Below are 22,635 nucleotides of genomic sequence, written 5' to 3'. Positions count from 1 at the left end.
CTTAGCCGTGACGCAGCGCCAGCGCCGGCAAATTACAGGGCGTGACAATCTGGATGGCCGACAGGGCTGGCGCCTGCTGCAATGCAGGCAAGGCACCCTGTGCTCGCAAAATATCCTGGCAGGCGCGGCGCATGTCCTGGCCCAGGTCATGATGCAGCACGGCGTGGATGGCGCCTTGTTTCAGCAGCGCCAGATTGTCTGCATCGAGATCGTGACCAATAAACACCTTGCAGCGCCGGCCCGCCTCGCGAAACGCTTGCACGATGGCGGCATTGCCGCCGCCGATGGAATACACGCCGGCCACGCCGGGATGATCAAGCAGGGCCTGGCTTACCAGCGCCCCCGTGGCGCCATCGATGCCATGCCCTTCGCTCACTTCAACGATCGTCAAATGGCGGTGATGCTCGCGCAATGCGCGGCGAAAGCCGATCTCGCGCTCCTCTTCGCCATGAAAACGATTGCTACTGAGTGTGACCAGCACTTGCCGTTGCTTGAGGCGCCCCATCCACTGGCCAATCAGGCAAGCCGCCGTCTCACCTGCCGCGCGGTTATCCATGCCCACATAGCTGTGGCGCGCCGCCCCCGGCACATCCGTCACCAGGGTCACCACGGGAATGCCGGCTGCCGCCAGGCGACCGATGGCCTCAGCCACCGGCGGCACGTCCGGCGCCTTTAACAGCACGCCGTGCGAGCCGTTTTTGCGGATGCGCTCGAGCTGTTCGACAATCTGCCCGACCTCCAGGGTTTCATGCAGCAAAAAACGCGAACGCAGCACGGCCGGGTGCAGCGATGGCAATTGCTCTTCCAGCGCCAGGCGCACGGCATGCGTAAAACGCTGCGGCGCCACCATCAGCACATCGATCATGAATTTTTTACCGGACAGGCTCCCCTGCCCGCTGCGGCGCACCGTATTGGCGTGCACGCCGCCGCGCTCCTTGATCACGCGGTCGACGGTGGCCACGCTGACACCGGCTTGCAGGGCCACCACCTTGACTGGAAATGGATGCGTCATTGCAGCTCTTTTGAGGGTTTTTTGAGGGTTTTTATGAGGAAAAATGCGCTGATTCATCCCTATACTAATGTGGTGCTCAAGCGCGCTGTGGATGACCTCGAATTGCTGGAGCAGGTCAATGCCGTGTTTCAGGCATTGATCGCCGAACAGCATGCCAGCGGCCAGGCCGGTGGCGACCATTTTGCCAGGGCCGGCGCCAATGACCGCATCTGGAACGCCCAGCAAAAGCTGTGTCTGCGCGCGCCTGAAGTCTTCGCCCGCTACTACGGCAATCCCGTGCTGGCATGGATCTGCACTGCTTGGCTGGGCCCAGCCTAGCAGATCACGGCCCAGGTCAATGTCGTCAATCCGGGCGGCGCCGCGCAAGCGCCACACCGTGATTACCACCTGGGATTCCAGGGCCCGGCAACTGGCGCTGCCTATCCTGCGCATGTGCACGCCATGTCCTCGTTCCTAACCTTGCAGGGCGCCGTGGCCCACTGCGATATGCCCGTGGTATCGGGCCTGAACCCACTGGCCACTCGCCCCTTTAATACCCCAGGCCGTAACCGAACTTGTACAGCGGATGTGCCGTGTCATAAGGCAGGTCCGATTTCTGTGCCAGTACCTCGGCCATCGACGATGGCAGTTCGAACGGCAGCTTGCCCTGCGGCCTGGCCTTGCCCGTCAGGACGTCGAACAGCGCGGTATCGCTGACGCCAAAGTTGGCCAGGATGGCGCTGGCCTTGTCCTGGACATTGCCCAGGATGGCAGGACGGTCCAGATACACCGTCACCACCGTCTTCGGCGCATACTTGGCAGCGTTCTTGATCGCTTCATAGTCGGCGTTGCCATCCAGGTAATCAAGCCGGCCTTCATGCTGCATGCTGCCAAAGATATAGTTGGGATGCAGCGTTTCGTAGGGCGCCGCCACGCGCAGCAGCGCCACATCGGCTTCTTGCGGCGTGGCCACCACGGTGTAGCCATACTGCTTCGCCACGGCCGCATCGATACCGTACAGATAGACTTTCCGGACGCTGGCCGCCAGCGGCAAGACCTTGTCCTTATTTTCCAGCAATACCAGCGAACGGCGCTGCGCCTCCAGACCCGCTGCGACAAATTCCGCCTTGCCCACCGTGGCAGCTGCCTTGGCAGCATCGACAAACGGATGCTCGAACAAGCCCTGCCTGAATTTCTGGACCAGGATGCGCCGCGCCGAAGCCGTGATGCGCGCTTCCGTCAACTGCCCCCTTTGCACGGCTTGCGTCAGATACGGCGCTTCCGTCACGCCGCCAAACTGGTCCATGCCGGCCAGCACGGCCTTGACGTAACGCTCGGCCTTGGTGGAGTCTTCCATGCCCCACGGTGTGCCAAAGCCGATAAAGCTGGGCGCCACACCAGCTGGCGTGCCATTGCGGCAGTTGGCATCGCAATCGGAGGTAATGCCCCAGTCGGACAGAATCACGCCATCAAAACCATATTTACCGCGCAGCAAATCGGTCAGCAAGCTCTTGCTGAAACCGGCGCCCACCTGTTCCAGCGTGATGCCATCGATGGTGATATTACCGTCCGGCATGGCATAGGTGGGCATCACGGACGCCGCCCTGGCCGTGAACGCGCCCTCGAACGGCTTCAAATGATAGGCAAAGTTATTGCCCGGGTAAGTCATGTAGCGGCCATAATAATTGTGGCCATCGTAGCCTTCGCGCGTGGCGCCATAACCTGCCCAGTGTTTGACGACGGCCACCACGCTGCCGTCGTGCAAACCGGTATTGCCATCCTGAAAGCCTTCGATATAGTGCTGCACCATGCGTTTGGCCAGGTCGGCATCTTCACCAAACGTGCCGTTGATGCGCGACCAGCGCGGCTCGGTGGCCAGGTCGGCTTGTGGCGACAGCGCCTGCGTGATGCCCACGGCCAGGTATTCCTGGCGCGCGATATCGCCAAAGCGGCGCACCAGCGCATCGTCGCCGATGGCGGCCAGGCCCAGAGTTTCCGGCCATTGTGAAAAACCGCTGGTGGCCGCGCTGGCGCCCACCGTGTATTGAAAATGGTGGCGCGGATCGGTGCTGATGGAAACCGGTATGCCCAGCCGCGAGCTTTCGCTCAGCGCTTGCAGCTGGTTGTACTGCGCCGCCATATTGGCCGTATCGCCGCCCATGCGCGTGATAAAAGTATTGATGTACTGCCTGACGATCAAGTCTTGCAAGGCCGTCAAGTCATACGCCCCTCCCAGGCCGATGCCAGACGGATCGGCCACCGTAGGGGCGGTGCCATGCATCATCAAACCCGCTTTTTCATCGAGTGTCATGCGCGACAGGAGATCGTCGGCGCGCACCTCGGCCGACAAACGCCAGTCTTCATACGGCTCTAGCGTGCCATTGCGGTTCATATCCTTGAAGCTATAGCCGGCCAGCTTGATCTGGCTATAGGTGGTGGCGCCAAACAGGGGCTGGGTGTAGTCCGGGTCATCGCTGTTGCCGCAAGCGGCCAGCGCCAGCGCGGCCAGGCCACTGGCGACCGCCACGGTCATCGGTTTTAATCTGCGGCTAATGTGGGTAATCTGGGTCATGCAAGTCTCCTGATTTATTGTATTTGTCTGTATGGCGGACGGCATCCAGGCCGCCCCGCAAACAATGTAGCGTGAGAATCTGCGTATTTCTTGACCTGGCAGCAGCAGTTTTATACCCGCGAAAACAATTTTTGACGCACGCGCAAGATCAGCGGCGAGCTGCTACAAAATGCTAATATCCGTGAAAAATTACTACAAAAAAGAGTATAAAAACGGGAGACAGCTTTGCATAAACCAGATACGCGGACGGTATCGAACCGCATCGCGCAGCAATGCGCGCGCGCCATGCAGGCCGATGGCCACCACCCCGCCGACTTTTTTCGCCAGACGGGCATCACGCCTGCGCAACTGGACCAGCCTGACGGACGCATCGGTGCGCAAGGCCATCGCGGCATGGTCGCTTATGCCCAGCAACTGCCGCCCCATCGCGGCATCCTGGAGCTTGATGTAACGCAGTGGTTCGCGCATTTTTCTGCCATCGCCCAGGTCTGCTTCAACCGCCCTACCCTGCGCAGTGCGCTGCACGAATTGCTGCATTTACGCGGGCTAATCGGTGAATTTGATTTCATGCTGATCAATGAAAGCGGCGCGCGCATCGAGATTGAATATATCTCCGAGTTTTGCACCCGGGGCGGCGCCATGCAGGCGTTGGCCAATTTCCGCATGCTGTCGCTGCTTACGCGCGCCTACGACACGGGCGCGGCCACGGCTTTCCAGGCGGGATTCGTGGGCAAGGCGCCATGGTTTGCGCCAGCCATTTCAGAGTCTTTCGGCGCCCAGGCGCGCTATGGGCAGGCGCGCAATACGCTGACCTTCGAAGCGCCCCGGCTGGACTTGCCGCTGGCCCAGTTCAACGCCATGCTGGCGCCGCACGCACTGCAGCATGCCCAGACGCAACTGCAGCAATTGCAGGGCGCACAGCTGTTTTCGGCCCGCGTGGAACAGGCCATTATCGGCTTGCTGGACAAGCAAGGCAGCACGGATGCCGATGGCGCCTCGCTGCTGCTGGCACTATGTGACGATATGGCGATGAGCCGCTGGACCTTGCAACGCCAGTTGCAGCAGGAACAGACCTCGTTTCGGGCGCTGGAATTGCGCGCCAAGAGCCGTGAATCGCGCCGTTTATTGCGCGACACCACCTTGAGTTTGTCGGAAATCGGCGACCGCCTGGGCTTTTCTTCACAAAGCGCGTTTACCCGCTTCTTCAAGACCCAGTTTGAACTGCCGCCAGCACGCTACCGGCAAGGCATGTAAAGCCTTCCTACACGACCTCGTTACGTGCATCAAACGCCAGCCGCGCCGCATCGACGGCGTCGCGGTGGACATAGGCCCAGGTGCCCAATGCGCTAATCGGTATCAATAGTGCACGGCCCATATCCGTCAGCGCGTAGTCGACGCGCGGCGGCACCGTGGGAAACACGGTGCGCGTCACCAGGCCATCGCGCTCCAGGCCGCGCAGGGTCAAGGTCAGCATGCGCTGCGAAATGCCGCCGATCAGGCGCCGCATTTCATTGAAGCGCTTGGTGCCATTGCCAAGCAGCATCACCACCATCACGCTCCATTTGTCGCCCACGCGCGTGAGGATATCCGTGATGGGGCGGCATGACTGCTCGACGCCGGCATGGCCGCCCTGCTCGCGCATGCGCCGCTCCAGCTCGGCGCTTCGCGCAGCGACATCGCCAATAGTCACATCCATGTGCCCCAGTGTGGGAAAAGTGCCTTCTTGTGCGCTCATTTTATAGTCACTATATTAGCCTCGGTTACAAAAACATACCACCCGATCATATCATCCAACGAGGCTATCATGAACATCCTGCATATCGATTCGAGCATCCTCGGCGACCATTCCGTCAGCCGCCAATTGTCCGCCGCCATCGTGGCCCGCCTGCAAGCGGCTGCACCCGGCGCTACCGTGCAATACCGTGACCTGGCGGCCCGGCCACTACCGCAATTCACGGCCGCTCCCGGCGCCGCAGAAGCGGCCGAACTGGCCGCTGCGCTGGATCAGCTGCTGGCTGCCGACGTGATCGTCATCGGCGCTCCCATGTACAACTTCGCCATCCCCAGCCAGCTGAAATCCTGGCTCGACGCGCTGGCCGTGCCAGGCAAGACGTTCCAGTATGGCGCGACTGGCCCGCAAGGCTTGCTGGGCGCCAAGCGCGTGATCATCGCCTCGGCACGCGGCGGTTATTACGGCGCCGGCACGCCGGCCGCCGGCGCCGAACACCAGGAAAGCCATTTGCAAAGTTTCCTGGGTTTCCTGGGCGTGCATCAATTCGAGATCGTGCGCGCCGAAGGCCTGAAGGTCAGCGACGAAGCGAGGGCGCAGGCGCTGGCAACGGCCTATGAGCAGATCGCAGCGCTGCAAACGGCATAATCGCCGACGATGATCTGGCCGCGCCGGACACTGTTTCTGCGCGGCCCCTCTGTGACTGACGGGCAAGAAAGTGCCAGATGCGCTAAGCTGTTCCCGCCCCTATCACTTCACAAGGAACACCATGACCCTGATCGTCGTTGCCACCATCGATGCACTCCCCGACCATATCGACGCCGTGCGCGCCGCCCTCGAAACCGTGGTGCCGCCTAGCCGCGCGGAAAAAGACTGCCTGCGTTACGAACTGCATGTCGACAACAAGATTCCCACGCGCTTCATCATGCTGGAAGAATGGACCGACAAGGCCGCCCTGACGGCCCATGACAACACGCCCCACTTCAAGGCGCTGGGCGCCGCCGTCGCTGGCAAAGTCAGCAAGGTAGATGTCGCCGAGCTGAGCAAGCTGAAGTAAGAATCGCCGGAAGACACTAGCGTGCGGCCTGCCGAGAAAGTTGCCCTCTATAATATGGCAACTTTTTTTAATAACGATCATGACGCCATTCTTTTCGCTGAAAACCGCCGCAGCGGCAGCCGTCCTCAGTCTCTGCATGAATGCCTCGGCACAAACCGCCAGCGCCGGCCTGGTGGGCGATTACAACCTCGCTTCATCGACCACCGTGCCGGCCAGCACCTGGGGTTATTCCAAAGGGCGCATCTCGATCAAGCAGCTTGACGACAAGCACTTGCTGATACTGTTCGCCTGTGTATGGAAACGCGAGCCGAAAGCTGTCTGTGGCGACCATTACTTTGCCCAGCAGCGCGATGACGGCCTGTATTTACAGGACATGAACACGGACGCCCTGCGCCTGTATTTTGATCCAGCTACCCGCAAACTCACCCTCATATCGCGCGGCTACGACGCCAAGCAAAGTGTGCGGCACGACATCTTCAGCGCCACCAGCGCGCCGCTCAGCGATACCGCCTTGCTACGGCGCATGAAGCGTGAGCAAGCCAATGCCAGCGACAAGGAAAACCTGCGCGTCTTTGGCCCTTATCAAAAGCGGGACTACCAGAACAACCGCATCGAGTTCCAGCACCAGTCCATGACGACGCCTTGAGTACGCCAGCGCATCGTGCGCACCCTGGCAGCACCCTTGCCGAGTGTGCTCAATGTGCAGCACCTGGCGCCGATACCGCGCTTCGATCTCGGCTGGTCGCCTCCCATACATCAACCAGTGTCGCCAATATATCAAGGCGATCAGCTTCAATCGTCCCCAACTCGGCGCTCATCAATGACTCGATTTCGCGCGGCGCGGCGCAATCGTCATCTTCTGTATCCAATGGTTTGATGTCCATGATAGAAGCTTCACTGTCGGTGCATTGATCAGGTCGTGCCCAGATTACACTGATAAAGCAGGCCTGTCTTCCACACCTGCTGCACCATCACATCAAGCTTAGCCTTGCGGCGCCGGCTGCGGACTCGGCACAGGAACTGGCGCCGGGGCCGGGGCCGGCGCCGGGACCGGGACCGGGACCGCCTCCTGCCCATCCGCGCCTTCCGCTGGCATCGCTTGCGGCGCGGCTGGCGCGGCGGGCACGCCCTCCTGCTGCAGGTCGCCCGGCTCTTCCACGGGCTCGTCCTGCGGCGCCTCGACCGGCTCTACATGGCGCAACGGTGGTGGTGGTTTGCCGCCGGGGAAGATGGCGTCGCGCGACAGTTTGCCCGATTCCAGCGCCGTCCTGAAGAAGTCGCCCACCAGCAGCACGGCGTTATGGCCGCCCTGGCCCCAGTAATTGCTGCGGATGGTGACCCGCGCATCGTTGAAACCCACCCAGGCGCCGCCCACCAGTTCCGGGTGCATCATGATGAACCAGCCGTCCGCATTGTTTTGCGTGGTGCCGCTCTTGCCTGCCACGTCGGAACGAATGCCGAAACGGTTGCGGATGGCCGTGCCGGTGCCGCGGTCGATCACGCCGCGCATCATGTCGGTCAGCATATTGGCCGATTTTTCCGTCATGGCGCGCTTGGGCTTGTCGTCGCCAAAACGGGCGATGGTCTTGCCCGTGCGGTCGGTGATGTGGCTGACGACAAACGGCAGGCGCGCCTCGCCCTGGGCCGCGATGCTGGCATAGGCGTTGACCATTTCCAGCAAGGTGACGGGACTGGTGCCCAGCGCCAAGGATGGCACGGGGGCCAGCTTGCTGTCGCGCACGCCCAGCGCGCGCGCCATTTTGATAATACTGGGCAAGCCCACGTCTTGCATGACTTGCGCCGTAATCGTGTTTTTCGAATACACCAGGCCATCGCGCATGGTCATGTCGCGCCCGGTGGTGCCGCTCATGTCGGTGGGCCGCCATTTGCTGCCGTCAGCCGCCTTGATATCCATCACGGCATCGCGATACACATGGTCGGGACTAAGCCCCTTTTCCAGCGCCGCGCCATACACGATGGGTTTGAAGGTGGAGCCTGGCTGGCGTGCCGCCTGCGCCACATGGTCGAATTGTTCATGCGCAAAGTCGCGGCTGCCCACCCAGGCACGTACGGCGCCGGTGGCGGGGTCCATGGCAACAAAACCCGCTTGCAGCCGCGTCTTGGATGTATGCAGGGCGGCCATGAAACTACGGTCTTTTTTCAGTCGCGCCAACACCTCGCCAGCTGCGCCACCATCGGCGACGGCCTTGCGGTATTCGCTTGACTCGCGCACGACTGCGTCTTCCAGCGCCGGATGCGATTTCCAGAAATACTCGAAAGCGGGGCTGCCTGCCTGCATGGCGGTGTACATGCCGGTCGAAGTGGACGACGGCATGCCGGCACGGCTCCATTCCACGTCGGCTATCGCCTGCAAGGCATTCGCCTGGCGCTCGACCGCGTGTTCGGCGGCCTGCTGCAAGCCGTAATCGAGCGTGGTATGCACCACCAGGCCATCGAGCTCCAGGCTGTAATCGTTTTCATCGGCCCAGTCGATCAGCCACTTGCGCACATAGGCCGTGAAATGGCTGTCCGATTGCGCGCGCTCGCTCTGGCGCTCGAAATGCAAACGCAAGGGCCGCTTGATCAGTTGCCGGTAGCGGGCCTCGTCGATGAGACCGTATTTGCGCATCTGCCCCAGCACCACATTGCGGCGCTGCAGGGAACGCTCGGGATTGCCAACGGGATTGTAGTAATTCGTGCCCTTGAGCATACCCACCAGGGTGGCGCTCTCCAGGATATCGAGACGCGCAGCGGGCTTGTCGAAATAGGTGCGGGCCGCCATTTCGATGCCGTAGGTGTTGTACAGGAAAGGCACGGTATTCAAATACGCTTCCAGGATATCGGTCTTGCTGTAGGTTGCCTCGATCTTCAGCGCCGTGATCAGCTCCTTGAGCTTGCGGTTCAGATTGCGCGAGCGGCCTATTTCCTCGGGAAACATATTGCGCGCCAGCTGCTGGGTGATGGTCGAACCGCCCTGGGCATCGCCTTTCATACTGTGCAGCATGGCGCCCGCCGTGCGCTTGAAATCGATGCCGTGGTGTTCATAAAAGCGCCGGTCTTCGGTGGCGATCAGGGCGCTGATCACATTGGGCGAGATCTGGTTCAGGGTCACTCTTTCCTGCAAGCCCTGATCGAAGCGCGCCAGTTCCTTGCCATCGGCGCTGACCATGGTGCTGGGCGCGGCCGCACGCGCCTGGCGCAAGTCGTGGATGCTGGGCGTGAGGGGGATCAGCAGCAGCATGTAGGCGATCAGCAACGCCAGCAAGGCCAGGCCTGACCACAATCCCAGCAGCAGGACCCGCCGCACGGGCGACAAGCTCAGCAAATGGGCGCGCTTGCGCGCATACAGCGACAGCGCCCATACCCTGCCCCGTCCGCCCCACTCCACGGCGACTATGCGCGCGCGCTGTGCCCAGCGGCGTGCCGCTGCCTGAAACTGTTCCATGCCTGAAGCCATGCTTGCTACCTTGTCTGATACGGGAAGATCCGTTTCGGCAAGTATACAGGGCAGGCAAGCTGGCAGGATGAAAATCGAAGCTTACTGCAGCGGCGCCTTTTCCAGCATGGCAGGCAACTCTTTCAGCATGGCCTCGCGCGTGCGCAGGCCGGCTGATTGCTGGCCCTTTTGCGCATCTTGCACCAGGCGCGCAAACACGATGGTGCGCTCGCCCTTGGTGGCCCAGCCCACGAACCAGCCATAACCGTGCGCTTCATCGAAGCTGCCGTCGGCCTTGCGCGGGAAAGCGGCGCCCGTCTTGCCATGTAATTGCCAGCCGCCAGGCAAGTCGTCCAGGCGCGTGAGCTTGCTGGTCATTTCGACCGCCTGCTTCGACACCGGCAAATGGCCGGTAACCAGTTTACGCAAGAAGCCCAGTTGCTCCAGCGGCGAGATTTTCAAGGACGATGCTATCCAGGAGCGCTCCAGGCCATTGTTCTTGCCAGGGTCGCCCGCCACATCGGCATTGCCATAACTAAAAGCCTTGGCGTATTTCTGGAACTTTTCCTGGCCCAGCCCCTGCGCCACCAGCTGCGAATACCAGACCACGGAATATTGCATCCAGCGCGACGGGTCCGTATCCTGGCGCCAGGGCGCACCGCCCCAGTCCACATAGCCTACACGGTATGGCAGGCTGGGCGTATGCTCATCCTTGAGGAAGCCGGCGTCGTAGCCCATCAGGCTGATGGCGATCTTGAAGGTGGAAGCAGGCGTGACCCGCTCCACGCAATTGCCTTCTTGCAGCAGCACCGAACCGGACTTGGCGTCGACCATGGCCGTGCACAGGGTGGCTGCCTGGGTATTGGTGGCAAACAGCATCGCCGCAGCAAGGCCTGTTGCGGTGCGCACTACGGTGGGAAGCAAGCGTATATATGTCATGGGCAGTATGAGAGCTGGAGCAGCTTCAAATGGCAGGATTAAAAATTGTAATGGCCTGCGGCAGACAACACCAGCAATGTTGCACTTTTATGGTGCAAACAAGCCGCATGCCTTCAGCGCGGCAGCTTGCCCGGCGCCGGCACACGCTCCCGTTTCAAATGCTCTTCTTCCAGTTCGTCCATGCCCAGCTTTTCCTCGTCGATCAGCATGTGTTCACGCCGTTCGCGCTCGAGTTCCTCTTCCAGCGCGTCATCGGTATCCACCCGCCCGGTTTTCTCTGCCATGATCCACCTCCCATCATTCAATACACAAGTGCATAAAGTGTAGTCCCTTTATATGACAAACGGGTGACTGTCAGGCGATCAGTGCACCGGCTTGCGCCACGGCATCGTGTGGATGCAGGCTCTCCATATGCCGCACTTGTACTTGCGCACCCGCATAACGGGGAAGCAGCGCTGCCTGCACGCGCCGCGCCGCATCTTCCACATACATCAGGTTCTCGCCGTTCAAGCGAGCAAAAGCTTGCTCATCGGCCCGCTTGACGGCCGTTTGCAACGGCGTGGCCAGCGCCGCCTCCACCGCATCGATCAGGCTGAACAAGCCCAGCGGTCCATCGCCGTGCAGGGCCACCGTCACAGTGGCCACGCTGCGCTGGCTGTGTGGCGTGGCCAGGCTGCCATGTTCGCGCAGCCAGGCCTGGGCTAGCGCGCCATCGATGCTGCCCGTGCCAAACTTGGCCGCAAAACCGTCGGCCAGCAATTGCCGCGCCAATGCTGCCGAGCATGGGCAGGTCGATGAATAGCCTGTTTCCACGCTGACGTCCAGGCTGAATCCTCGTGGCGACAATTGCGCCTGCAAGCGCACGGGATACGATTTCCAGCCTGCCAGCCCCGCCGTCAGCAAGGCTGGCTGGCGCCGCAGCAGCGGAAAAGCCAGCACCAGCCGCGCTTGCGTGGCGCTGCAATCGGCGTGGCTGCCCACCATGCGCAGCAACAGATCATGCAGCGCAGCCGCGCCCAGGCTTTGCTTCGCAACAAAATCATCGAGCAGCAAATACAGGCGTGACATATGTATGCCCTTCACGCGCGGGTCGGGCAAGTCGACTTGCACATCGGCCCAGGCGTGCACCTGCTGCACCGTGCTTCCGGTCGCGCTTTCTTCAAGCAGCTGCAGCGGCAAGGCGATGCCTTGCATGCCGACCCATTCCAGCGGCAGTTGATTGCCGCCATAGCCGCCGGCAGCGACGTCGGGCAGCGGCGTGTTGAGTTGATCGCGTTTCATACCTAAACTCCTCAATGGCAAGATGGCCCGATATCATGCAGAAGTGTCGCCGTTTTTGCAAGTCAATTGCATTAATGGCGAATTTTGACGTATGTTGAGGACGCCTAAGACTCATATAAGATGTCTTATATATGATTGACATTTCATAATTTAGGCATAGAGTGGTCGGACAGTCTAAAATAGAGATTGGCTGAAGCAGGCGCCAGCGCCCGCACACCAAGTGTCCAATGCAAACAAGATAATAGTTGTATTTGGAATGGCAACACCTGGCACTGCCAGGTGTGCCTGGGAATGAAGCAAAACGGAAGTAAGGGTAGCAAGTTAACCGCCGGGAACTACCGGGCACCACCGCATACGAGGAAATGAACATGGCATCACAAAAATCAAAAATCATCTATACGCTGACTGACGAAGCGCCATTGCTGGCGACCTATTCCCTGCTGCCTATCATCAAGAAGTTCACGGCCCAAGCAGGCGTAGACGTGGTCGCCAGCGATATTTCGGTGGCATCGCGCGTATTGGCCGAGTTTCCTGAATACCTGAGCGACGACCAAAAAGTACCGAACACCCTGGCCGAACTGGGCGCACTGACCCAAAACCCGGACACCAACATCATCAAGCTGCCGAACATCAGCGCCTCCGTCTCGCAACTGATGGCTTGCGTACGCGAACTGCAAAACCTGGGCTACAAACTGCCGGACTATCCGGAAGATGCCAAGACCGACGCTGACAAAGCCCTCAAGGCACGCTACGGCAAATGCATCGGCAGCTCGGTCAACCCGGTCCTGCGTGAAGGCAATTCCGATCGCCGCGCGCCTAAAGCCGTGAAAGAGTTTGCACGCAAGCATCCGCATTCGATGGGCGAATGGAGCCAGGCTTCGCGCACCCACGTTTCGCATATGCACCACGGCGACTTCTACCACGGCGAAAAATCGCTGACCCTGGAAAGCGCGCGCGATGTCAAGATGGAACTGATCACCGCTTCGGGCAAGACCATCGTGCTCAAACCGAAGGTTGCGCTGCAAGCCGGCGAAATCATCGACAGCATGTTCATGAGCAAGAAAGCGCTGCTGGAGTTCTACGAAAAAGAACTCGACGATGCGTACAAGACCGGCGTGATGTTCTCGCTGCACGTCAAGGCGACCATGATGAAGGTATCGCACCCTATCGTGTTCGGCCATTGCGTGCGTATTTTCTACAAGGATGCGTTCGCCAAGCACGCCGCGCTGTTCGAAGAACTGGGCGTGAACGTCAACAACGGCATGGTCAATCTGTACGACAAGATTGAAACCCTGCCGGCGTCGCAAAAAGATGAAATCCTGAAAGACCTGCACGCTTGCCACGCCAACCGTCCAGAACTGGCGATGGTCGATTCGGCCAAGGGTATCACCAACTTCCATTCGCCGAACGACATCATCGTCGACGCATCGATGCCAGCCATGATCCGTATCGGCGGCAAGATGTGGGGCGCCGATGGCCGTCCGAAAGATGCCAAGGCAGTCATGCCTGAGAGCACCTTTGCCCGTATCTACCAGGAAATGATCAACTTCTGCAAATGGCATGGCAACTTCGACCCGCGTACCATGGGTACCGTGCCGAACGTGGGCCTGATGGCGCAGCAAGCGGAAGAATACGGTTCGCACGACAAGACGTTTGAAGTGTCGGAAGCCGGCGTTGCCAACATCACCGACCTGGTAACGGGCGAAGTGCTGCTGTCGCAAAACGTCGAAGAAGGCGATATCTGGCGCATGTGCCAGGTCAAGGATGCCCCTATCCGTGACTGGGTCAAGCTGGCCGTCACCCGTGCCCGCAACTCCGGCATGCCTGCCGTGTTCTGGCTGGACCCATACCGTCCACACGAAAACGAAGTGATCAAGAAGGTACAAACCTACCTGAAAGACCACGACACCAACGGCCTGGACATCCAGATCATGTCGCAAGTACGCGCCATGCGCTACACCCTGGAACGTGCATGGCGCGGCCTGGACACCATCTCGGTGACCGGCAACATTCTGCGCGACTACCTGACCGACCTGTTCCCGATCATGGAACTGGGCACCAGCGCCAAGATGCTGTCGATCGTGCCACTGATGGCCGGTGGCGGCATGTACGAAACAGGGGCTGGCGGTTCGGCGCCTAAACACGTCAAGCAACTGGTGGAAGAAAACCATCTGCGCTGGGATTCCCTGGGCGAGTTCCTGGCCCTGGCCGTGTCGCTGGAAGACATGGGCATCAAGACCGGCAACGCCAAAGCCAAGCTGCTGGCCAAGACGCTGGACGAAGCCACCGGCAAGCTGCTCGACAACAACAAGTCGCCATCGACACGCACCGGTGAACTCGACAACCGCGGCAGCCACTTCTACCTGGCCCTGTACTGGGCACAGGCGCTGGCCGCCCAAACGGACGACGCCGAACTGCAAGCGCACTTCGCGCCGCTGGCAAAAACCCTGTCGGAAAACGAAGCGAAGATCGTTGAAGAGCTGAAGGCAGTACAAGGCCAGGCCATGGATATCGGTGGCTACTACCACCCTGATCCAGTGAAAACGGACGCCGTCATGCGTCCTAGCGCCACCCTGAACGCGGCGCTGTCGACCATCTAAGGATGAACTCGGATGCCGGCGGCAACGCCGGCATCTGCTACAATTCCTGCAACAAAAACGCCATGGCCCGCTGTTCCCAGCGGGCCATGGCGCCCTCCCCTGCCAGCATTACCGCGTAGCAACAGCCCCCCCCCATCAAAACAGCGCTTGTGTTAGCTGACACACAGAGCACGCGTCTTTTTTTGCATTCTTCGCCCGCATCAAAAGTGCTTTCACCGCTAGCAAAAGCAGCAATTTTTCAAATCGCTAATAATCCAGTCATAGATTGACTCAAAGCAATTTGAGTTGCTCAAATGACACTTTAACGTGGAAGGACGCATGGCAGCGCCAGCAATGCTGCGACATCCCATCGCCGCCCTGCACCTGGAAAAGTCGATTCATGATCCCCCATCATCCGGAGGCCATAATGTTACCGTTGCGCATAAAACTCTCCCGCTTGTCCACCATCGCCGCGCTGTCCCTGCTGGGCGCCACCGCCACCATCCCCGTCGGCGCCGCCGTGTACAGCACCGGCACCAATACCGCACCATTCGACGTCACCTTGAAAATCGTCGCCAACTGCATTATTTCAGCCGCCCCGCTGGACTTTGGTGAAGCCCAGGGCTTGCTTTCCACGCCCCTCAACGTCAACACCACGGTCAGCGTCACCTGCACCAACACCACCCCCTATAACGTGGGCTTGAGCGCCGGCACCGGCACCGGCTCCTCGGTCGCCACCCGCTACATGAGCGGCACGACCAGCGGCAATACGGGCGTGGTGCAATTCAACCTGTTCCAGACCTCGGGCGCCACCAACTGGGGCAACACCCAGGGCACCGACACCGTCAGCGGCGTCGGTAGTGGCTCCGCACAAGCGATCACCGTCTACGGCAACGTCCCGCCACAAAATACGCCATCGCCGGACACCTACAAATCGACGATTACCGCAACAGTGTTTTTCTAGGCTAGCCCGGACAGAAAGCCCATCGGCAGCGGGTGTTTCCTAAGCAGCCTGCCAGGCGGTGGGCTGCAGCTCCTTGATTCTTTGCTCTGTATATTCAATCATGCAGTCGAGATAAATCGCCGCTGCCGCAGCACCGACCCTGGCTCCGCTTTAGCTCCGGCCCGGCGTAATGATCAGATCTAGTTTGCAGCGCTGAATCGACGACGGTATTCTGTCGGGGTAAGACCGACAACCCGCCGGAAACGTGACCGGAAGGTCACAGCTGAACCGAACCCCGAAAGAAATGCTGTCTGATCTATCGATAGCTCGCTCTCCTCAAGTAATTCACGCGCTCGATCGATGCGCGCATTGAGCAGCCATTGCAACGGGGTGGTACCGGTCTGTTCTTGAAATCGTCGGGCAAAGGTGCGGGGGCTCATATTGGCGTGTATCGCAAGACTATCGACCGTGTGCACGGCGTTCAAATGGTCTCGCAGCCACTCGATCAATGACGTCAAGCTGGTTGGCGAGCTGGGCAGCTTCTGGCGAATGAATTGCGCCTGACCGCCGTCCCGGCGCATAGGCGCGACCGCCAGGCGGGCAGTGTTCGCAGCAACAGCCTGGCCGTAATCGCGTTGCACGAGATGCAGGCACATGTCCAGACCTGCCGACGCGCCGGCCGAAGTCACGATGCTACCTTCATCGACGAACAGCACATTCGGTTCGACTGTTATCTGGGGGTAAAGCCTGGCAAGGTCCTCTGCAACACGCCAATGCGTAGCAGCGCGCCTTCCATCAAGCAGACCGCTTGCGGCAAGGGTAAAGACTCCCGTGCAAATAGACGCCAATCTTGTCCCGCGATCATAGGCGCTCTGAAGAGCCAAGCTTACAGCCCTTGGAACCTCTCTGAAAGGGTCTTCACTTCCTGGTATGACAATGGTGTCGGCTTGCACAAGGCGATCAAGTCCGTGTCGCACCTGCATATCGAAGCTGGCCGTCCGAATTGTCCGCCTGGGTCCGCACACCTCTACATCGTAGGCTTTGCTTCCGTCAATCTGACGGGCCAAGGCAAAAACCTGATAGGCGATACCAAAGTCCAGCGGTACCACATCATCCAACACCAGAACCGCGATCCTATGCATGGAAATGGACTCCTTTTCATCAATTTGTAAAATGCAAACGCTGGCAGAAACCAATCGCCTTTTGTCATTCCTGCCACTCACGCATATTGTCTGGCAGGGCTATGCTGTAGTCAAGCCCAACAAAAGGAGAAAAACGATGTCGGATAAACCGAGTAAGAAAATTGAAGACCGCCAACTGCAGATAGGGATGGTGATCTTTCCAGGCTTTACGCTGCAAGACTTGGCAGGGCCACAGACTGCATTTGGCCTTCATGCCAAAACACACATCATCTGGAAAACCATGGACCCTGTTCCGACGGATATGGGGGTCACCCTGAACCCGACGATTACAATGCATGACGTTCCGGACAATTTGGACGTGCTGTTTGTCGCTGGTGGCGCGGGAACCCCGGAGATCATGAAAGACCAGGAATTTCTGGACTTTATTGCTCGGGCCGGAAAGACTGCCACCTATATCACCTCCGCATGCACAGGCTCTGTGCTTCTCGCAATGGCGGGGCTGCTGGAGGGCTACCGCGCCGCTACCTACTGGCCGTTCTACGAACCACTCATAGCCTTGGGTATCGAGCCGAGCTATGAACGGGTCTGCGTCGACAGGAACCGCATCACCGGCGGTGGCGTAACGGCTGGAATTGATTTTGCACTGCAGGTCATCGCAGAGATCAAAGGGCGGGATGCGGCAGAGTTTACACAACTCGTTCTGGAGTACGATCCTCAGCCGACAATGAACTCGGGACATCCGCGTAGCGCGCGGCCGGAAATCGTCGAACAAATAAAGGGCCTGTGGGGGCGAACCGACGAAGCGGTACGAGTGGCGAAGGCGCACATGGAGCGTCTAGCACGGTCGCACACACCAGCTTCCGTCTAAGTGCAGTGATCAAGCAATTCCGGGCACAGCGATAGGTGCGCGTGCTGCCAGTTCCTGCTCACAGCAAGAGCCCCGCGAATAATTGCTCGGCGAACGCCCCCTGGCGCTTGATGCTCGTATTTGCGCAATCGGCCATGTATTTTTTCGGTGGAGTCAACGGTACGTGCGGCTCTGCGTTAACCGGTGCAAGCACGTCATTCCGTGCACACTGGAGACCTTAAATGAAAAACTTCATTGCAATCCTCGCAGTAAGTGCAGCCTTCGCATCGCAGGCGTTTGCTCAGAGCCAAGCGTCTGCGCCTTCGGCCGCACCTAAGCCTACACCCTCGGCGATGGGAAATCCGGCGGCACCCGATGCTACTCCGACGCCCAAGTGTAAAGATGGCTCTGCGCCAGCCGACCAAACTACCCATGGTTGCCGGGGACACGGCGGCATGATGAGCACTGGGAAGATGGCAGCTGGAGCAGCTCCTGCGGCAAGCACCGCTAGTAAGGTAGCGTCAGCTCAGGTGGCCCCGGGTGGCGGCGATGGCAAGGTTTGGGTCAACACATCAAGCAAGGTCTATCATTGCGAAGGTGATAAGTACTATGGGAAGACAAAAAAAGGCGAATACATGGCAGAGGCTGATGCTAAAGCCAAAGGCTTCCATGGTGAGCATGGAAAGGCTTGCGGAAAATAATCCTGCATTGATGGATGATTGCCAGCCTGCGACCTGCCTGCTAGGGAAGTACTGATTAATTCAGTTTATGAAAATCCGTCCCTTTAGAAATCAAAGACTTACACACGAAGTTTGGACGAAAAGTCGAATTAATCAGTGACTCCCTAGTCCCTCGTCAGCCCGCTCACGCGGGCTTTTTTGCTCCCAAATAGGCGAATAATTTACAAGTTGGATAAATTACACCCGAAACTACACCTAAAAAAACCGCCTATCGATGTGATCGCGGCCATGCATAGCTGAGGCTGTGTAGGAATGGCAGAACTGACCCTCGCTCCCCAATTAATTTTTAGAATACTCTTTTAACATAGGCGTCAACTTAGCCTTCAGCTCTTCATTATCTTTGTAAAATAGTATTCTCTTCGCCTGTACATCGAATGGGATTGGCGACGAGTGATGTGATATCAATATAACTTTTTTGTCAAATGCGTGAGCCAACCCAAGTTCGTAAAAAACATTTGGATTTCTACCAGTAATATTGGCCACAATAATATTTGAAGATAAAATTAAATTCAAAATTTGCAAAAATATTGAGTCTGCCTCGACACGTTCATCTCCACGATTAACATTAAAGTCTAGCGATTCACCAGCCTCTTTCACTGCGGCAAATTCATCGCTCAGATCTTCATGGAAAGGCGTAATGACAAAGAGTAAATTTTTATCGACTTTTATTTCAGAACGATTGATTCCATGCTGCGAAAGAAATGTCGAGGTGACTCCGTGCATGTTTGGTAAAACTTTCGGAGTCTGACCAGCTAAAACAAGATGATTTAACTCCTTCCACTTGCCTTCCGACACAGAAAATTTCAAGTTCAACTCCATCAACTGACGTTCAAGATGAGCTCTAAAATCATCCAATCTGACGCGTTCCTGGAGGAGAGTGGCTTCCTTGGCAGTAATATACCTTTTAAATAAAAAATATATCGCTGTCGCCAATAGATATGTCGCGATGAAAATAACACCAGCTATAATAAAAGTTTGTTTATCCATCATTTAACCAATAACAGTAAAAGCTATATAAAAAGTTACTATAGAAAGAGCTGCGTTAAGTGGAAAAGCCCATAGAAAGTTCTTTCCCAAGCTTGCACTAACGGCGCTATCGCTTATACGCCACAATACGGTGGTAAAAACACTGACTATCAAATACAAGACTATTCCCGCAATTAACATATTTTGATCATGATTTGGCACGGTAGCCGCTTTAATGAAGAAACTCACAACCAAAAATGATACATCTACGGGAATGGATGCTATAGTCTTTAGGTAATCTACTGAATTTGGCTTGTTTTGCAAATGTAACTTAAAGGCCTGTTTTAATAAAATCAAAAGCCCAGCTATAATCATTGGCCAATTTGGATTTAGCATTTTCTCTCACGCGCCCATATTAATATTTATCTCTCGCTCATAGAATAATAGCGTTTTATTATTCGCTGAAACGTTATATCATCTTTAAAATTCTTAAGCCCATTATTCATACAAGAGAGAAATCTTTCATTCACGTCAGTGTTAGATGGCCTAACTTGCATTATATCAAGCAAAAGCTTACACATCGTTGTAGTTGGATACGGATCGCGAGGACCTCGCCTTATGATTTCCTCATCTAATATCGCGACGCCTTCAGCATAAAGATCTTCATCTAAGCAGTTTGTAGCAACAAATTTTTCCAACAGAGCGGTTCCAAGGGAATGTCTAGTCTGGAATGAGTCATAGAACATTAACCCTGTACGGAAGCAGTCAATCGCATTATCAAATTCGCCGATTTTTCGATAAAACCTTCCGAATTGCAACCAAAAAACTCCGTCGGTGCCAAAAAATCTTTGCGCTTCGTGATAAGTTCGCTCCGTATCTTTCCTGCGACTTGACTTTGGAAAATAGTCATCATATAGAAAATTAAATGAAATTATTTTCCGATATATCTCGTACGCCAAGGGATGATAACGTATATCGGCGATTGTAAATTGTCGAGAGAGGAATTCGAGTATTCCAACTACTAGATTTATATTCCCTTTACCAGCTATGCAATTTTTAAAATAAAAATCTGCAATAACACGATGTCGGCACATGACTTGCATACGTGCTTTACTCATAACTGCAATTCCCATTAAATCATGGCTCATCTTTTCCATGATTTCTCGGGGTTCAATTTCCAAAAAGCCAGACATATAATTAATTGGAATTGAGAACCCTAAAGAGCTCATAATCGCCGTTACCTCCAAGATATCTCTAGGACTACCTTCAGCTACAGAATGATACTCTTTATAAATTCGGTCTTCAAAATTTTCGTGCGTTGTCAACGAGAACAGTGTGGATAAAAGATCGCCGTTATATCCACGCTCCGAATCCAGAATTATTTTCGCTCGTTGATCGATTGTATTATTAGAGAATCCCTCGAAAATAATACTCAAAGAATCTAGCTTCTTTGCAACAGCTTTAGCATCATCTATAGACATGCGACCAAACTCAAATTCGGTAGCAAACGTAGCACAGTCCACCAAATGGTGCCTATTTTTCAAAAACGAATTAGTTCTCTCCTCCAATATAAAGAGAACAAACGGTCTTGGCTTATCCTTGAGTTTTATTGCCAGTGCGTTAACAGTATAATAGTAAGCGGCAGCTGAATAGAATACAATTATTGATTTTTCAGAAAAATTATCCAGTATTGAATATAAATATTCAATATCGATTCCATTTTCGGAGTCGAATTCATAAATATAAGGATATAGATTGACCAAACTGTGCAGCGATGCACGTATCCCGGTTGTTTTTCCAGAGCCACTTGAGCCCGTGACATGCAATACTCCAAGTTTATCTTGACTCGTACTCATAAGATAAGCAACTTTTCGAGTCAGAGATTCTATTTTTGGAGTCACGGCATGAACATTATTTTGTATATAAAACCAATCAGGATATGCTCCCATAATAAATTGGCGCAGAATTCCCGCTTGAAGTTTTGCTTTTTCAATTTCATTTAATATAGTATTGAAAGCACTCCTAAACCAAACCATTGCCTTTATATTAAAGCTTGATTTTTTTTCTGCTGGCACATCTTTAGACATCGCCTCGTATATTCCTACTGGCGCTATATTTAAATAAACAAAATTAAAGAATTCTTCTGGCGTTGAATCAATAACAACAAAGCCGGCCGCCTTGTAATTAGAACATTTTATTTCATCCGGATTATTCAGAATCACCCAGTTTTTTGGTTGATGCTCGACGTCCTTAGAGTCAAATACCAATGCAGTCGAACAGGCATCGATATCATTTTCATCTAGCTCACCGATTACTATGAGCCCGCCTATCAACATTCTCGCAGGCAATTCGTTATGCCAATCAGAAATTTTTCTCGAATCAACCGATCCATATTCCGAATTGTCCAATAGGAAACCATTTTCAATAAATTCTATTGATCCATTTATAGAAATAACTGGAATGCTACCAATTGAGCTTCCAATTATACTATTATCTGAATAATTTAAAAAAACAAAGTCTGCTGAATTTTTTCCATTTTTCTTAACTTTTGAATAAGATAAATTCAGTGAATTATCAATGTTTGTTGTATATATTCTATTCCAAACAAACTCAAATATTTTATCCTGCCAAGGCGATGTCTTTGTAGCTGAAAATATCTTACTAAAATACACCGAAAAATTTGGTATATTGCGCTCAGCATATTTATATGCATCTTTTAATGTAGTGCGCGAACCAGGTGTTTTACCACAATCATTAAGTAGTCTATTTTTTAGCTCATCTGCATTTGGTATCGTCCCGCTTAAAGACGAACTACCGCGACTGAAATGCTCACCAAGAAGCAGTGCTGCTTCGCCCGACAAAATAAGCGGGCAAATCACTTCCTTGATATTTTTTTTTTCGATTTCGTTCAAAACGCTCCCCTACTAGGACGGCCGCGAGGCTTGAGTGCATGCCAATTTGTGTATTTTGCACAGAAAATTTCCGAAAGTATAGCTAATTATTCTTCGGCAATAGATTTCTCCAAAGGAACGAGCGACGAATTGACATGCCGGATGCAACCATATGAAGCTGTTTACGGCCCATAGAAGCTAAGGAAGTTGAATTCGAAAAAAGGGAGCAAGGATCAATTCTGCAATTCAGACACGGCCTTAACTATAGGCAGCCTCTAAAACCAAGTGCAACACCTACTCCTGTAATGTGTTGCCATGCCCAGAATCTATTGTCACCTAACAATCCAAGAGCGTGCTGTCGTGATGACCATGCGCGATGACCAGGCAGTATCCGAACGATTGCTCAACGTCTTGGCCGTTCGCCTAGGGAAGCGCTGATCAATTCGCTTTCCTAGCGAAATTGACGCGCCAAATGGTCGAACAGTAAGTCGATCAAGCGTATTTTCGGTCGATTTGACGCGA

The 22,635-nt window shown here is 55.6% G+C and carries 21 protein-coding genes and 1 pseudogene; 10 read left to right on the top strand and 12 right to left on the bottom strand.

Annotated features, from left to right (window positions below; translation table 11 throughout):
- Position 1 precedes the first annotated feature (1 nt).
- The gene (locus HDE72_RS02845; RefSeq protein ID WP_183737229.1) at positions 2–1,012 is read right to left on the bottom strand and encodes a LacI family DNA-binding transcriptional regulator; all 1,011 of its coding nucleotides are present in this window, start codon (positions 1,010–1,012) and stop codon (positions 2–4) included.
- An 87-nt stretch (positions 1,013–1,099) separates the two neighbouring features.
- Between HDE72_RS02845 and HDE72_RS28035 the strand changes: the two genes are divergently transcribed.
- Positions 1,100–1,330 (top strand): hypothetical protein, encoded by a 231-nt coding sequence (locus HDE72_RS28035; RefSeq protein ID WP_183737228.1) that lies wholly within the window; start codon positions 1,100–1,102, stop codon positions 1,328–1,330.
- Positions 1,331–1,541: 211 nt separating this feature from the next.
- On the opposite strand, the gene HDE72_RS02835 is transcribed toward HDE72_RS28035, so the two are convergent.
- Positions 1,542–3,563, bottom strand: coding sequence for a glycoside hydrolase family 3 protein (locus tag HDE72_RS02835; RefSeq protein WP_260176392.1), 2,022 nt, complete (start codon positions 3,561–3,563; stop codon positions 1,542–1,544).
- A gap of 225 nt (positions 3,564–3,788) precedes the next feature.
- Here HDE72_RS02835 and HDE72_RS02830 point away from each other — a divergent pair, with 225 nt between their 5' ends.
- Positions 3,789–4,817, top strand: a complete 1,029-nt coding sequence (locus HDE72_RS02830) for a helix-turn-helix transcriptional regulator (RefSeq protein ID WP_183737227.1) — start codon at positions 3,789–3,791, stop codon at positions 4,815–4,817.
- A 7-nt stretch (positions 4,818–4,824) separates the two neighbouring features.
- On the opposite strand, the gene HDE72_RS02825 is transcribed toward HDE72_RS02830, so the two are convergent.
- Positions 4,825–5,205, bottom strand: coding sequence for a winged helix-turn-helix transcriptional regulator (locus HDE72_RS02825; RefSeq protein WP_183737649.1), 381 nt, complete (start codon positions 5,203–5,205; stop codon positions 4,825–4,827).
- Positions 5,206–5,367: 162 nt separating this feature from the next.
- Here HDE72_RS02825 and HDE72_RS02820 point away from each other — a divergent pair, with 162 nt between their 5' ends.
- The 3 genes from HDE72_RS02820 (at position 5,368) to HDE72_RS02810 (ending at position 6,995) form a co-directional block, all read left to right on the top strand.
- Positions 5,368–5,940, top strand: a complete 573-nt coding sequence (locus tag HDE72_RS02820; RefSeq protein WP_183737226.1) for an FMN-dependent NADH-azoreductase — start codon at positions 5,368–5,370, stop codon at positions 5,938–5,940.
- Positions 5,941–6,061: 121 nt separating this feature from the next.
- Positions 6,062–6,349: a putative quinol monooxygenase gene (locus HDE72_RS02815; protein WP_183737225.1), complete on the top strand. Its 288-nt coding sequence runs from the start codon at positions 6,062–6,064 to the stop codon at positions 6,347–6,349.
- Between the two features lie 79 nt (positions 6,350–6,428).
- The gene (locus tag HDE72_RS02810; RefSeq protein ID WP_183737224.1) at positions 6,429–6,995 is read left to right on the top strand and encodes a hypothetical protein; all 567 of its coding nucleotides are present in this window, start codon (positions 6,429–6,431) and stop codon (positions 6,993–6,995) included.
- A 49-nt stretch (positions 6,996–7,044) separates the two neighbouring features.
- On the opposite strand, the gene HDE72_RS02805 is transcribed toward HDE72_RS02810, so the two are convergent.
- The 5 genes from HDE72_RS02805 to folE2 all read right to left on the bottom strand — a co-directional run bounded on the left by HDE72_RS02805 (position 7,045) and on the right by folE2 (position 12,005).
- Positions 7,045–7,233, bottom strand: coding sequence for a hypothetical protein (locus tag HDE72_RS02805; RefSeq protein WP_183737223.1), 189 nt, complete (start codon positions 7,231–7,233; stop codon positions 7,045–7,047).
- Positions 7,234–7,331: 98 nt separating this feature from the next.
- Positions 7,332–9,806 (bottom strand): penicillin-binding protein 1A, encoded by a 2,475-nt coding sequence (locus tag HDE72_RS02800; RefSeq protein ID WP_183737222.1) that lies wholly within the window; start codon positions 9,804–9,806, stop codon positions 7,332–7,334.
- 81 nt (positions 9,807–9,887) lie between these two features.
- Positions 9,888–10,664 carry a class D beta-lactamase gene (blaOXA, locus tag HDE72_RS02795; protein ID WP_260176503.1) on the bottom strand — a complete coding sequence of 259 codons (777 nt, stop codon included), beginning with the start codon at positions 10,662–10,664 and terminating at the stop codon, positions 9,888–9,890.
- 173 nt (positions 10,665–10,837) lie between these two features.
- A complete protein-coding gene (locus HDE72_RS02790) occupies positions 10,838–11,008 on the bottom strand; it encodes a hypothetical protein (protein WP_183737220.1) in 171 nt (56 codons plus the stop codon).
- A gap of 70 nt (positions 11,009–11,078) precedes the next feature.
- Complete coding sequence (gene folE2, locus HDE72_RS02785; protein ID WP_183737219.1) at positions 11,079–12,005, bottom strand: GTP cyclohydrolase FolE2; 927 nt, start codon at positions 12,003–12,005, stop codon at positions 11,079–11,081.
- A 368-nt stretch (positions 12,006–12,373) separates the two neighbouring features.
- On the opposite strand from folE2, the gene HDE72_RS02780 reads away from it, so the two are divergent.
- Positions 12,374–14,605, top strand: a complete 2,232-nt coding sequence (locus HDE72_RS02780) for an NADP-dependent isocitrate dehydrogenase (RefSeq protein WP_183737218.1) — start codon at positions 12,374–12,376, stop codon at positions 14,603–14,605.
- 406 nt (positions 14,606–15,011) lie between these two features.
- The gene (locus HDE72_RS02775) at positions 15,012–15,548 is read left to right on the top strand and encodes a Csu type fimbrial protein (protein ID WP_183737217.1); all 537 of its coding nucleotides are present in this window, start codon (positions 15,012–15,014) and stop codon (positions 15,546–15,548) included.
- Between the two features lie 179 nt (positions 15,549–15,727).
- Here HDE72_RS02775 and HDE72_RS02770 read toward each other — a convergent pair whose 3' ends face one another.
- Positions 15,728–16,669 carry a GlxA family transcriptional regulator gene (locus HDE72_RS02770; protein WP_183737216.1) on the bottom strand — a complete coding sequence of 314 codons (942 nt, stop codon included), beginning with the start codon at positions 16,667–16,669 and terminating at the stop codon, positions 15,728–15,730.
- Here HDE72_RS02770 and HDE72_RS02765 point away from each other — a divergent pair.
- Positions 16,668–17,537 carry a DJ-1/PfpI family protein gene (locus HDE72_RS02765; RefSeq protein ID WP_260176390.1) on the top strand — a complete coding sequence of 290 codons (870 nt, stop codon included), beginning with the start codon at positions 16,668–16,670 and terminating at the stop codon, positions 17,535–17,537. The genes HDE72_RS02770 and HDE72_RS02765 overlap by 2 nt on opposite strands.
- A gap of 221 nt (positions 17,538–17,758) precedes the next feature.
- Positions 17,759–18,217: a hypothetical protein gene (locus tag HDE72_RS02760; protein WP_183737215.1), complete on the top strand. Its 459-nt coding sequence runs from the start codon at positions 17,759–17,761 to the stop codon at positions 18,215–18,217.
- A gap of 318 nt (positions 18,218–18,535) precedes the next feature.
- Here HDE72_RS02760 and HDE72_RS02755 read toward each other — a convergent pair whose 3' ends face one another.
- From HDE72_RS02755 to HDE72_RS02745, 3 genes are read right to left on the bottom strand one after another with little or no spacing between them, the layout of a single operon-like run.
- Entirely contained in the window at positions 18,536–19,243 is a 708-nt protein-coding gene (locus HDE72_RS02755) for a TIR domain-containing protein (RefSeq protein ID WP_183759339.1), read from the bottom strand.
- 3 nt (positions 19,244–19,246) lie between these two features.
- Entirely contained in the window at positions 19,247–19,618 is a 372-nt protein-coding gene (locus HDE72_RS02750) for a hypothetical protein (RefSeq protein WP_183737213.1), read from the bottom strand.
- A 26-nt stretch (positions 19,619–19,644) separates the two neighbouring features.
- A complete protein-coding gene (locus tag HDE72_RS02745; protein WP_183737212.1) occupies positions 19,645–22,134 on the bottom strand; it encodes a P-loop NTPase in 2,490 nt (829 codons plus the stop codon).
- A 294-nt stretch (positions 22,135–22,428) separates the two neighbouring features.
- Between HDE72_RS02745 and HDE72_RS28120 the strand changes: the two are divergent.
- Positions 22,429–22,538 (top strand): annotated as a pseudogene (locus HDE72_RS28120) (helix-turn-helix domain-containing protein); the annotation flags it as partial.
- Positions 22,539–22,635: the final 97 nt, after the last annotated feature.

It is taken from the genome of Janthinobacterium saanense, from assembly GCF_014200675.1.
In the GTDB taxonomy this organism is placed as follows: Bacteria; Pseudomonadota; Gammaproteobacteria; order Burkholderiales; family Burkholderiaceae_D; genus Janthinobacterium.
This window is presented reverse-complemented; position numbering and strand designations above follow the sequence as displayed.

Bases quoted from the DNA above. Each gene is read 5' to 3' on its own strand.
- HDE72_RS02845 (WP_183737229.1), bottom strand. From the start codon at position 1,012: ATGACGCATCCATTTCCAGTCAAGGTGGTGGCCCTGCAAGCCGGTGTC.
- HDE72_RS02835 (WP_260176392.1), bottom strand. From the start codon at position 3,563: ATGACCCAGATTACCCACATTAGCCGCAGATTAAAACCGATGACCGTG.
- HDE72_RS02825 (WP_183737649.1), bottom strand. From the start codon at position 5,205: ATGCGCGAGCAGGGCGGCCATGCCGGCGTCGAGCAGTCATGCCGCCCC.
- HDE72_RS02820 (WP_183737226.1), top strand. From the start codon at position 5,368: ATGAACATCCTGCATATCGATTCGAGCATCCTCGGCGACCATTCCGTC.
- HDE72_RS02815 (WP_183737225.1), top strand. From the start codon at position 6,062: ATGACCCTGATCGTCGTTGCCACCATCGATGCACTCCCCGACCATATC.
- HDE72_RS02810 (WP_183737224.1), top strand. From the start codon at position 6,429: ATGACGCCATTCTTTTCGCTGAAAACCGCCGCAGCGGCAGCCGTCCTC.
- HDE72_RS02805 (WP_183737223.1), bottom strand. From the start codon at position 7,233: ATGGACATCAAACCATTGGATACAGAAGATGACGATTGCGCCGCGCCG.
- HDE72_RS02800 (WP_183737222.1), bottom strand. From the start codon at position 9,806: ATGGCTTCAGGCATGGAACAGTTTCAGGCAGCGGCACGCCGCTGGGCA.
- blaOXA (WP_260176503.1), bottom strand. From the start codon at position 10,664: ATGCTGTTTGCCACCAATACCCAGGCAGCCACCCTGTGCACGGCCATG.
- HDE72_RS02790 (WP_183737220.1), bottom strand. From the start codon at position 11,008: ATGGCAGAGAAAACCGGGCGGGTGGATACCGATGACGCGCTGGAAGAG.
- folE2 (WP_183737219.1), bottom strand. From the start codon at position 12,005: ATGAAACGCGATCAACTCAACACGCCGCTGCCCGACGTCGCTGCCGGC.
- HDE72_RS02780 (WP_183737218.1), top strand. From the start codon at position 12,374: ATGGCATCACAAAAATCAAAAATCATCTATACGCTGACTGACGAAGCG.
- HDE72_RS02775 (WP_183737217.1), top strand. From the start codon at position 15,012: ATGTTACCGTTGCGCATAAAACTCTCCCGCTTGTCCACCATCGCCGCG.
- HDE72_RS02765 (WP_260176390.1), top strand. From the start codon at position 16,668: ATGGAAATGGACTCCTTTTCATCAATTTGTAAAATGCAAACGCTGGCA.
- HDE72_RS02770 (WP_183737216.1), bottom strand. From the start codon at position 16,669: ATGCATAGGATCGCGGTTCTGGTGTTGGATGATGTGGTACCGCTGGAC.
- HDE72_RS02760 (WP_183737215.1), top strand. From the start codon at position 17,759: ATGAAAAACTTCATTGCAATCCTCGCAGTAAGTGCAGCCTTCGCATCG.
- HDE72_RS02755 (WP_183759339.1), bottom strand. From the start codon at position 19,243: ATGGATAAACAAACTTTTATTATAGCTGGTGTTATTTTCATCGCGACA.
- HDE72_RS02750 (WP_183737213.1), bottom strand. From the start codon at position 19,618: ATGCTAAATCCAAATTGGCCAATGATTATAGCTGGGCTTTTGATTTTA.